The sequence below is a fragment of the Mesorhizobium caraganae genome (assembly GCF_016836705.1).
Taxonomy (GTDB): domain Bacteria; phylum Pseudomonadota; class Alphaproteobacteria; order Rhizobiales; family Rhizobiaceae; genus Mesorhizobium; species Mesorhizobium caraganae.
In genome coordinates, this window is the sequence record NZ_JAFCGY010000004.1 from 256,989 (window position 1) to 266,558 (window position 9,570).

Consider the following 9,570-nt stretch of genomic DNA (forward strand, 5'->3'; position numbering starts at 1 on the left):
ATCTACTATCTCGGATTAGGTATTTAGGCAATAGTCTAAATGCCGGATAAAATCGGACCGAAGGCGCACGCCTTTGTGACCCAAGAGGCGGAAGTGATCGAAGACAAAATATCCGATGCTGAAACAGCTGCTGGCGGCAGCGGCGCCATACAACGTGTGTTCGAGGCGCTGTCGTCGCAGCCCCGGCGCAAGATCCTCGCCTATCTCGCGCACTCGTCGCTGACCGCGGGCGAGATCGCGGCGCGCTTCGACATGTCAAAGCCGTCGATCTCGCAGCACTTAAGCATCCTGGAGACGGCCGGCCTCATCGCCAGGGAGCGGCAGGGACAGTTCATCCGCTATTCGCTGGTCCAGAACAATCTGGTCAACACGCTGAACGGCTTCGTCCAGGACGTCTGCCCGGTCTCGCGCCCGATCAAAAGGGAGAGCAAAGAGCTAGCCGGCAGGATCGATGGCTCGCCCGCAAAATCCGGTGATTGATATCCCGATCGCACCTGGCAGGAGGCCTTCGACACATCAGTCTCGACGGCGATACTTCAGCGCCCAGAGAAACCAACTTAAGATGACTATGGATCCAACGTGGAACAGGATCCCATCCCAGAATCTGGTTGGATTGTCCGCATACGCAACCAGGCTATAGGTTCGTCCGACAGGGACCGTCATCGTTACCCAGGCATGGGCAAGAACCCAGATCGAGAATGCGATCAGAGCGTACATCATCACATGTATCATCAGCTCTCGTCGCGGTGTCATGCGCCACTAATTCTCAGATCGAATTCAGACAGCCTTCGCCAACCGTGATTGCGGAACTTTAATTTCGCATGAATCCCTACATCCCCTGTGGGCCGCGGTTCAATGCCGCCACGCCGGTGCGGCAGATCTCGACCAGGCCGAGCGGCTTCATGATGGCGATGAACTGGTCGAGCTTGGAGCCCTTGCCGGTGATTTCGAAAATGAAATGCTCGGTGTTGGCGTCGATGACCGAGGCGCGAAAAGCGTCGGCCAGCCGCAGCGCCTCGACGCGGGCCTCGCCGGTGCCGGCGACCTTGACCAGTGCCAGTTCGCGCTCCAGCGGCCGCTCCTGGCCGAACTCGTGCGAGCGCACGGTCAGATCGACGACGCGGTGCACCGGAACGATGCGCTCGAGCTGGTGCTTGATCTGCTCCAGCACATGCGGCGTGCCGCGCGTCACGATGGTGATGCGCGACAGATGCTTTTCATGTTCGGTCTCGGAGACGGTCAGGCTCTCGATGTTGTAGCCGCGGCCGGAAAACAGGCCGATGACCCGGGCAAGCACACCCGGCTCGTTGTCGACCAGCACGGAGAGCGTATGGTTCTCCGGTTTCTCGGTTTCCTTGGCGATGAAATAGGCGGAGCCGGTCGGTTGAAGCTGTGCGTTCATGACGTGAATCTCGATTTCAGACTTTTGAGCTAATTCTCTGTTGGCGCACGGCTTCTTTCGACAAGCCCTGCCTCGGCTTGTGTTATCGATGGGGCATGATGTCGCCCGGAAACCGCTTCACACTTTTCTGCATCATGCCCTAGACCAGTTCCCTGCCCTTGGCGTCGATGGCGTTGGCCACGGCTTCATCCGTCGCCTCGTCCGGCAGGAGCATTTCATTATGCGCCTTGCCCGACGGGATCATCGGGAAGCAGTTGGCGAGTGTCGCCACGCGGCAGTCGAACAGCACCGGCTTCTTGACCGAAATCATCTCCTTGATCGCGTCGTCCAGTTCGTCCGGCTTCTCGCAGCGAATGCCATGGCCGCCATAGGCGTCAGCCAGCTTGACGAAGTCGGGCATCGCCTCGGTGTAGGAATGCGACAGACGGTTGCCGTGCAGCAGCTGCTGCCACTGCCGCACCATGCCCATATACTGGTTGTTGAGGATGAAGATCTTGATCGGCGCATCGTGCTGCACCGCCGCACTCATCTCCTGCATCGTCATCTGCACCGAGGCGTCGCCGGCAATGTCGATGACCAGTGCATCGGGATGCGCAATCTGCACGCCGAGTGCCGCCGGCAGGCCGTAGCCCATCGTGCCCAGACCGCCGGATGTCATCCAGCGGTTCGGCTTCTCGAAATGATAGTGCTGCGCCGCCCACATCTGGTGCTGGCCGACTTCGGTGGTGATGTAGGTGTCCATGTCCTTGGTCAGCGCGTAGAGCCGCTGGATGGCGTATTGCGGCATGATCACGTCGTTGTTCATCTTGTAGGCGAGTGAATCGCGCGCGCGCCATTTGGCGATCTGCTCCCACCAGGGATAGAGCGCCTTCTTGTCGGCCTTGGCGCTTGCCCGCCACAGCCGCACCATGTCCTCCAGCACGCGGCCGACATCGCCGATGATCGGCACGTCGGTGTGGACGTTCTTGTTGATCGAGGACGGGTCGATGTCGATGTGGATCTTCTTCGAGTTCGGCGAGAACGCGGTCAGCCGTCCGGTGATGCGGTCGTCGAAGCGCGCTCCGATGCAGATCATCACGTCGCAATCGTGCATCGCCATATTGGCTTCATAGGTGCCGTGCATGCCCAGCATGCCCATCCAGTTCTTGCCCGATGCCGGATAGGCGCCGAGCCCCATCAGCGTCGAGGTGATGGGGAAGCCGGTGAGGTCAACCAGTTCGCGCAGCAAATGGCTGGCTTCCGGGCCGGAATTGATGACGCCGCCGCCCGAATAGATGATCGGCTTCTTGGCGCTCGCCATCAGATCGACCGCGGCCTTGATCTTGTCGAGATCGCCTTGAACCTTCGGCTGGTAGCTGGTGCGGGGCGCCGTCTGCGGCGGCACGTAGATGCCCTTGGCGAACTGCACGTCCTTGGGAATATCGACCACCACGGGACCGGGACGGCCGGTCGTGGCGACATGGAAGGCTTCATGGATGGTGGCGGCCAGTTCGTTGACATCCTTCACCAGCCAGTTGTGCTTGGTGCAGGGCCGCGTGATGCCGACCGTGTCGCACTCCTGGAAGGCGTCGGAGCCGATCAGCGAGGTCGGCACCTGCCCGGTCAGGCAGACCAGCGGGATCGAATCCATCAGCGCATCCTGCAGCGGCGTGACCGCATTGGTGGCGCCCGGCCCGGATGTCACCAAAAGCACGCCGGCCTTGCCGGTGGAGCGCGCATAGCCTTCAGCGGCATGACCGGCGCCCTGCTCGTGGCGGACCAGAATGTGCTCGACCTCGTCCTGCTGGAAGATTTCGTCGTAGATCGGAAGCACCGCGCCGCCGGGATAACCGAAGACATGCTTGACGCCATTGTCCTTCAGCGCCTGCACCACCATTTCGGCGCCTGTCATTTCGCGCCGCTCACTCTGTCCGTTGCTCATCGGTCCTGTCCCGTACTGTCCGCCATCGGGTGATTGCCATTTGGGTGTTGTGGGTCGTTTAGTCGTGTTTCGGGCAATAAAAAAGGCCCCCGAGGGAGCCTGTATGTTGCGCATGGGAGGTTTTCGCCCGGCGGTTACACCGCCTTGCCCACGCGCCTTCCTACGAGAATGAGTGCCTTTTTCATGGTGGCGGACAATAGAATTGGTTTTGCGCCGCTGTCAACGGGCAATGTGGGCGGCCGCTGCCGGTTCAGATCGGCCCGCAGTACCCGGTTCGCTCACTTCCTTTGCCGGGCGACAGGCCGATCGGCTCACCCGGGAAACATTGACGCCGATGGCGGCGCCGCACCTCGCCAAAATGCCGGACTGGACCGAATTGCCGAAACTCACCGTCGTCGGCGCGCGCGAAATGTGGGGCGAATGGTTCGCCGCAGCGCGCATGAAGCCCACTATCGCGCCGGCACAAATTCGACAGTTTCGTCGCGGCACTGGAGGCGGCAAAACACGGCGCTGGCCACTATCTGACCGCACCGTCAGGCGCCCATCTGAGCCCAGCCGAGGAAGCGGTCCGCCGCTGGTTCGCAACGGCCTTCGGCGCCCCGATTTCCCGATAAGTCCCTGAATAAGCGCCAAACTATTGGACGACGTGACGCGGCGCATAATTTGCCGCGATACTGCGCGAAGCCGGACGTTAAGCTTCGGCAGGGTTCCGCCCGCTGCAGGCGGCCAGAGAAAAATCGCGGAGGAAATTCAATGCTCGACAAAGCCCCCAATAAGAAGCTCTCAGACCTGCTCTATACCTTCGGCGCGGCACTCAGCGCCGGCGATATCGACAAGGCCGTGGCCTGCTTTCAGGAGGATTGTTACTGGCGCGATCTCGTCACCTTCACCTGGAACATCAAGACGATGGAGGGCCGCGATCAGGTGCGCGACATGCTGGTCAGCCAGTTGGCGAAGACCAAACCGTCGAACTGGGCGATCGCCAAGGGCGAGGACGCGAGCGAAAGCGACGGCGTGCTGGACGGCTGGATCACCTTCGAAACGGAGGTGGCGCGCGGCTTCGGCCACATCCGGCTGAAGGACGGCAAGATCTGGACGCTGCTCACCACCATGGTCGAGCTCAAGGGCCACGAAGAGCCGGCCGGCTTCGACCGCCCGCTCGGCGCCAAGCATGGCCATGGCAGGAACCGGCCGACCTGGAAGGAAGAGCGCGAGAAGGAAGCCGCCGAACTCGGCTTCAAGACGCAGCCCTACACGCTGATCATCGGCGGCGGCCAGGGCGGCATCGCGCTCGGTGCGCGTCTGCGGCAGCTCGGCGTGCCGACCATCATCGTCGAGAAGAACGAGCGCGCCGGCGACAGCTGGCGCAGGCGCTACAAGTCGCTCTGCCTGCACGACCCCGTCTGGTACGACCATCTGCCCTATATCGACTTCCCCAGGAACTGGCCGGTCTTCGCGCCCAAGGACAAGATTGGCGACTGGCTGGAAATGTACGCCAAGGTGATGGAGCTGAACTACTGGTCCTCGAGCGAAGCCAAGAGCGCTGTCTACGACGACAAGAAAAAAGAATGGACGGTTGTCGTGCGCCGCGACGGCAAGGACATCACGCTGAAGCCGAAGCAGCTGGTGCTGGCCACGGGCCAGTCCGGCAAGGCCAGCATGCCGAACTTCAAGGGCATGGAAAGCTTCAAGGGCGACCAGCATCACTCCTCGAAGCATCCCGGCCCCGACGCCTATGTCGGCAAGAAGGCTGTTATCATCGGTTCCAACAATTCAGCCCACGACATCGCCGCAGCCCTTTGGGAGGCAGGCGCCGACGTCACCATGGTGCAGCGCTCGACCACGCATATCGTCAAGTCGGACACGCTGATGGAGATCGGGCTGGGCTCGCTCTATTCGGAAAAGGCGGTCGAGAGCGGCATGACCACCGCCAAGGCCGACCTTGTCTTCGCCTCCCTGCCCTACAAGATCCTGCACGAATTCCAGATCCCGGCCTATGCCGAGATGAAGAAGCGCGACGCCAGCTTCTACAAAGGCCTCGAGAAGGCCGGCTTCATGCTCGACTGGGGCGACGACGGCTCCGGCCTGTTCATGAAGTATCTGAGGCGCGGCTCGGGCTACTACATCGATGTCGGCGCTTCCGACTTGATCATCGACGGCTCAATCAAATTGAAGAGCGGTGTCGAGGTGAAGGAGGTCAAGGCGCACTCGGTGCTGCTCAGCGACGGATCCGAACTGCCGGCCGATCTCATTGTCTACGCCACCGGCTACGGCTCGATGAACGGCTGGGCGGCCGACCTGATTTCACGGGAGGTCGCAGACAAGGTCGGCAAATGCTGGGGCCTTGGCTCCAACACCACCAAGGATCCCGGTCCCTGGGAAGGCGAACTGCGCAACATGTGGAAGCCGACGCAGCAGGAGGCGCTGTGGTTCCATGGCGGCAATTTGCATCAGTCACGCCACTATTCGCAGTTCCTGTCGCTGCAGCTCAAGGCGCGGATGGAAGGCATCGCGACGCCGGTCTACGCACTGCAGCAGGTTCACCACAAGGGTTAGGCAGCGGCAGACTGGGCAACGCGCTTCCAGTAGATGAGCGTGCCGGTCAGTCCACCATGCGGCTTCAGGGCAAAGTCCGGTATTTCGCCGGTGAGCGTGAAGCCGAGTTTTTCGTAGAGGCCGGAAGCGCCCTCCTCGGTCGCAGTATCCAGCACCAGCAACGTGCGGCCTCTCTCGACGGCAAGAGCCTCCGCGGCGCGCATCAGCCGGCTCGCTATGCCCTTGCCGCGATGTGCGATCCGGGTCATCAATTTGGCGATCTCGGCGCGGTGCGGCTGGTTATCAGGAAAGTCGAGCAGCAAGGTCACGGTGCCGAGGAGAGCATCACCGTCCCAGGCGCCCAGCACCACCCTTTCACCTCTCTCCGCAGCCGTCAGCGACTGGTCCCAGAAGCCTTCCGCCGCCTGCCGGGACAAGGGATGCATGAAGCTGACCGAGCCGCCGGCTGCGACCGTCTCGATCAGCATGTCGATCAGCGCGGCTAGGGTTGCGGCGTCACGGGTCAGGACCTTGATTTCGATGGAACTCATGCCTGCACTATCCCTTGCTAATCCAGACGCACGACGCGGCGCCGTTTTCGTCCTGCCTTGATCGCGGCGATGCGATCGGCGTCTTTCGGCTGCAGGTGCAGCCCGCGTTCGAGGATTTCGAGCGTGTATTCCTCATAGGTCAGGCCGAGCCGTTCGGCCTTTTCCATGCGCATCAGCATCACGTCACGGCTCGGCGCCTTCCACGCCTTGGCGTGCGCTGCCTGCCAGGCGAGGAAGATGTATGGATCGCCCTTGCCCCAGGGCGGTCCTTTGTAATCATCGAGCGGCGGTCCGCCATTGTCGGAGCGCTTGGGACGTCTTGACACGACCTCAGCCCCTGACCAGCGCGACCAGATAATCGGCGGGCTGCTGCCCCACGGCGTGGAACGTGCAGTCCGACGGCGCGCCGAGCGCCAGGCAGTCGCCGGGCTCGAGACTGTGCACGACATCGCCCTCGGTGAATTCGAGACGTCCGGAGATCAGCCACATCTGCTGCTTGATGAAGGCATAAGACGCTGCTGGAAAGCTTACCTTGGCGCCCGCCGGCAATTGCACCCGGATCAGTTCGAGCGGCATGTCGGAGACCGGCGACAGATGCCGCCGGACGTAACCGGTGCCGGGGTCGCGCCACACCGGCTGCTCGCTTTCGCGCAGCAGGCCGCCGCCTTGCTGCTCGGCGCGCGCAATCAGCGTCGACAGCGTCATGCCAAAGGCGGCGGCGATGCGCACCAAGAGCGCCGCGGTCGGGCTGGTCATGCCCCGCTCGATGGTGCTGAGCATGGCTTTCGAGACGCCAGAGCGGTCCGCCAGATCGGCCAGCGACCAGTTCCGCAAGGCTCGTTCGGAGTGGATTCTTCTGCCGATGGTGGAGGAAATGTCATTCGCTATATCAGTCATTCGTCCAATATATCGAAATTCCGGCGTTAGGAAAGAGGCTGGTCGGTTGAATTTTCGCTGATCGGTTAACGCCTGCTACACCATCCCGTCACACGCCACCTTAACCCCATTTGCGTAGGGTCGACGCTCCACGGGAATGGGGATCGGACCGTATGTTTGTCGAGCGCGAAGCCTCCGTCGGAGAACCGACCTCGCAGGAGCGCCGCCGCGCCGAGCAGAACGACAAGCGCATTCTGGGCAATGTCGTGCAGTGCGACGGCGCCCGCGCCACGATCAGCGCCTACGCCGACGACATCGAAGGGGCGGTCACCGGCCTGTGGACGGTCGGCAAGATGATCTCCATCAACCTCGGGACATCGCGCACGGTTGGCCTGGTCTATGAGATCGGCAAGTCGGATCGCGCCTGGAGCAATGAGGGGCAGAACCCGATCGAGGTGAACGTCGAGTTGATCGGCGAGGTGCGCGACGGCGCCGAGCCAGGCGACCGCCCGATTTTCGACCGCGGCATCACCACCTATCCCCATATCGGCGCCATCGCCCACCGCATCCGCAGCCGCGACCTGCAGGCGGTCTATGACCTCGCCGGGCGTCATTCGATCACCATCGGCACGCTGTCGCAGGACGAGGCGATCGACGCCAACATTGCCATCGACGACACGCTGGCGCGCCACTTCGCCATTGTCGGCACGACAGGCGTCGGCAAATCCACGGCGGTCTCGCTGCTCTTGCGCAAGTCGATCGCCGCCCGGCCCGATTTGCGCATCCTCATCCTCGATCCTCACAATGAATTCGCCGCGTCGCTGCCGGAATTCTGCGTCAAGGTGGACTCCAAGACGCTCGATTTGCCGTTCTGGATGTTCAGGCTGGAGGAATTCGCCGAGGTGCTGTTTCGCGGCCGAGAGGTCGTGCCGGAAGAGGTCGATGTGCTGCGTGACCTGATCCCCGCCGCCAAGAATCTCTACCGCAACCCGAATTCCGGCTCCTATGTGCGGCGCGGCAGCGATGCGCTGACCGCCGACACGCCGGTGCCCTACCGCATGGTCGATCTCATCAAACAGATCGACGAGCGCATGGGCCTCCTGGAAAGCAAGAACGACCGCCCGACGCTGAAATCGCTGAAGACGCGCATCGAGTCGGCGGCATCCGACCCGCGCTATCGCTTCATGTTCAATTCGCGGCTGATCGAGGACACGATCCACGAGACGATCGGCAACATTTTCCGGGTGCCGCATCATGGCCGCCCGGTGACCTGCTTCGAGATGGCCGGCATGCCGTCCGAAGTGGTCAACTCCGTCTGTTCGGTGCTGGCGCGCCTCGCCTTCGACCTCGCTCTGTGGAGCGAAGGCCGGCTGAAACTTTTGCTGCTGTGTGAGGAAGCGCATCGCTACATGCCGGCCGATCCGCGGCTCGGCTTCGCGCCGACAAGGCATGCATTATCGCGCATCGCCAAGGAAGGCCGCAAATATGGCTGCTATCTCGGCGTCGTCACCCAGCGTCCGGGCGAACTTGATCCGACCATCCTGTCGCAGTGCTCGACCTTCTTTGCCATGCGCCTGGCCAACGAGCAGGACCAGGCAATCATCCGCTCGGCGATCGCCGATTCCTCCGCCTCGACGCTGGCCTTCCTGTCTTCCATGGGTCAGCGCGAAGCCATCGCCTTCGGTGAAGGCGTAGCGACGACCATGCGGCTGAAATTCGAAAAGCTCGCGCAGGAGCTGATCCCCGGCACAGCCAAGCGCGACGATCTGGAGTCGGATGTCGACGGCGATGTCGATCTCGCCGCGATCGTCGAGCGGCTGCGCAACGTGCCGAAGCCGCAACAGGCGATGGCCTTCGCCGAGGTCGTGGATACCGGCCGCCAGGCCGGCGATCCAGACTACCGCAAGCCGCCAGCGCCGCGCGTCCAGCCAGACGACGATTTCGACATGCGCTACGGCCTGAAGCCCGCCACCTTCGGCATGCGCTCGCAAAGCGATTGAGCTTAAACGAAACGTCCTTCTGCCGAACAATTGAAAAGCCGCCTCGGCGTCCAAGCCCGGCGTCGTTGGACCTCTTGGGTAAATCCCGTCAGGGAATTCGTCAGGCTGAGTCGAATGGTGCCGTCTTCGAGAACCGGAGCGGAGCGTACTTTTTGTACGTGTTGGGGTGGACGGCCCCCGACGGCATCGTGATGTGCCAGAATGAGGTCGTTGCAGATCTCATCAAGGGAGACCGTCCGTGGATAAACTTATTCGCATTGGCATGGATACGTCAAAGAGCGTGTT

The 9,570-nt window shown here is 62.1% G+C and carries 8 protein-coding genes; 3 read left to right on the forward strand and 5 right to left on the reverse strand.

Annotated features, from left to right (window positions below; all coding sequences use genetic code 11):
* The first annotated feature begins 39 nt into the window (after positions 1-39).
* On the forward strand, positions 40-480 hold the full coding sequence (locus tag JQK88_RS13220; RefSeq protein WP_210388289.1) for a metalloregulator ArsR/SmtB family transcription factor: 441 nt from the start codon (positions 40-42) through the stop codon (positions 478-480).
* Between the two features lie 349 nt (positions 481-829).
* Here JQK88_RS13220 and ilvN read toward each other — a convergent pair whose 3' ends face one another.
* Both ilvN and JQK88_RS13230 read right to left on the reverse strand, forming a co-directional pair.
* Positions 830-1,402 (reverse strand): acetolactate synthase small subunit, encoded by a 573-nt coding sequence (gene ilvN / locus JQK88_RS13225; protein WP_203278508.1) that lies wholly within the window; start codon positions 1,400-1,402, stop codon positions 830-832.
* A 139-nt stretch (positions 1,403-1,541) separates the two neighbouring features.
* Positions 1,542-3,323 (reverse strand): acetolactate synthase 3 large subunit, encoded by a 1,782-nt coding sequence (locus JQK88_RS13230; protein WP_192257930.1) that lies wholly within the window; start codon positions 3,321-3,323, stop codon positions 1,542-1,544.
* 753 nt (positions 3,324-4,076) lie between these two features.
* Here JQK88_RS13230 and JQK88_RS13235 point away from each other — a divergent pair.
* Entirely contained in the window at positions 4,077-5,879 is a 1,803-nt protein-coding gene (locus tag JQK88_RS13235) for an NAD(P)/FAD-dependent oxidoreductase (protein ID WP_203278509.1), read from the forward strand.
* On the opposite strand, the gene JQK88_RS13240 is transcribed toward JQK88_RS13235, so the two are convergent.
* From JQK88_RS13240 to JQK88_RS13250, 3 genes are read right to left on the reverse strand one after another with little or no spacing between them, the layout of a single operon-like run.
* A complete protein-coding gene (locus JQK88_RS13240) occupies positions 5,876-6,409 on the reverse strand; it encodes a GNAT family N-acetyltransferase (protein WP_203278510.1) in 534 nt (177 codons plus the stop codon). The two genes, JQK88_RS13235 and JQK88_RS13240, sit on opposite strands and share 4 nt — an antisense overlap.
* Before the next feature lie 17 nt (positions 6,410-6,426).
* Positions 6,427-6,735 (reverse strand): hypothetical protein, encoded by a 309-nt coding sequence (locus JQK88_RS13245; RefSeq protein ID WP_203278511.1) that lies wholly within the window; start codon positions 6,733-6,735, stop codon positions 6,427-6,429.
* A 4-nt stretch (positions 6,736-6,739) separates the two neighbouring features.
* Positions 6,740-7,306, reverse strand: a complete 567-nt coding sequence (locus tag JQK88_RS13250) for a helix-turn-helix domain-containing protein (protein WP_203278512.1) — start codon at positions 7,304-7,306, stop codon at positions 6,740-6,742.
* A gap of 152 nt (positions 7,307-7,458) precedes the next feature.
* On the opposite strand from JQK88_RS13250, the gene JQK88_RS13255 reads away from it, so the two are divergent.
* On the forward strand, positions 7,459-9,285 hold the full coding sequence (locus JQK88_RS13255; RefSeq protein ID WP_203278513.1) for an ATP-binding protein: 1,827 nt from the start codon (positions 7,459-7,461) through the stop codon (positions 9,283-9,285).
* Positions 9,286-9,570 lie beyond the last annotated feature (285 nt).

Excerpts from the sequence above, each read along its gene's own strand:
- JQK88_RS13220 (WP_210388289.1), top strand. The coding sequence starts at position 40 with ATGCCGGATAAAATCGGACCGAAGGCGCACGCCTTTGTGACCCAAGAG.
- ilvN (WP_203278508.1), bottom strand. The coding sequence starts at position 1,402 with ATGAACGCACAGCTTCAACCGACCGGCTCCGCCTATTTCATCGCCAAG.
- JQK88_RS13230 (WP_192257930.1), bottom strand. The coding sequence starts at position 3,323 with ATGAGCAACGGACAGAGTGAGCGGCGCGAAATGACAGGCGCCGAAATG.
- JQK88_RS13235 (WP_203278509.1), top strand. The coding sequence starts at position 4,077 with ATGCTCGACAAAGCCCCCAATAAGAAGCTCTCAGACCTGCTCTATACC.
- JQK88_RS13240 (WP_203278510.1), bottom strand. The coding sequence starts at position 6,409 with ATGAGTTCCATCGAAATCAAGGTCCTGACCCGTGACGCCGCAACCCTA.
- JQK88_RS13250 (WP_203278512.1), bottom strand. The coding sequence starts at position 7,306 with ATGACTGATATAGCGAATGACATTTCCTCCACCATCGGCAGAAGAATC.
- JQK88_RS13255 (WP_203278513.1), top strand. The coding sequence starts at position 7,459 with ATGTTTGTCGAGCGCGAAGCCTCCGTCGGAGAACCGACCTCGCAGGAG.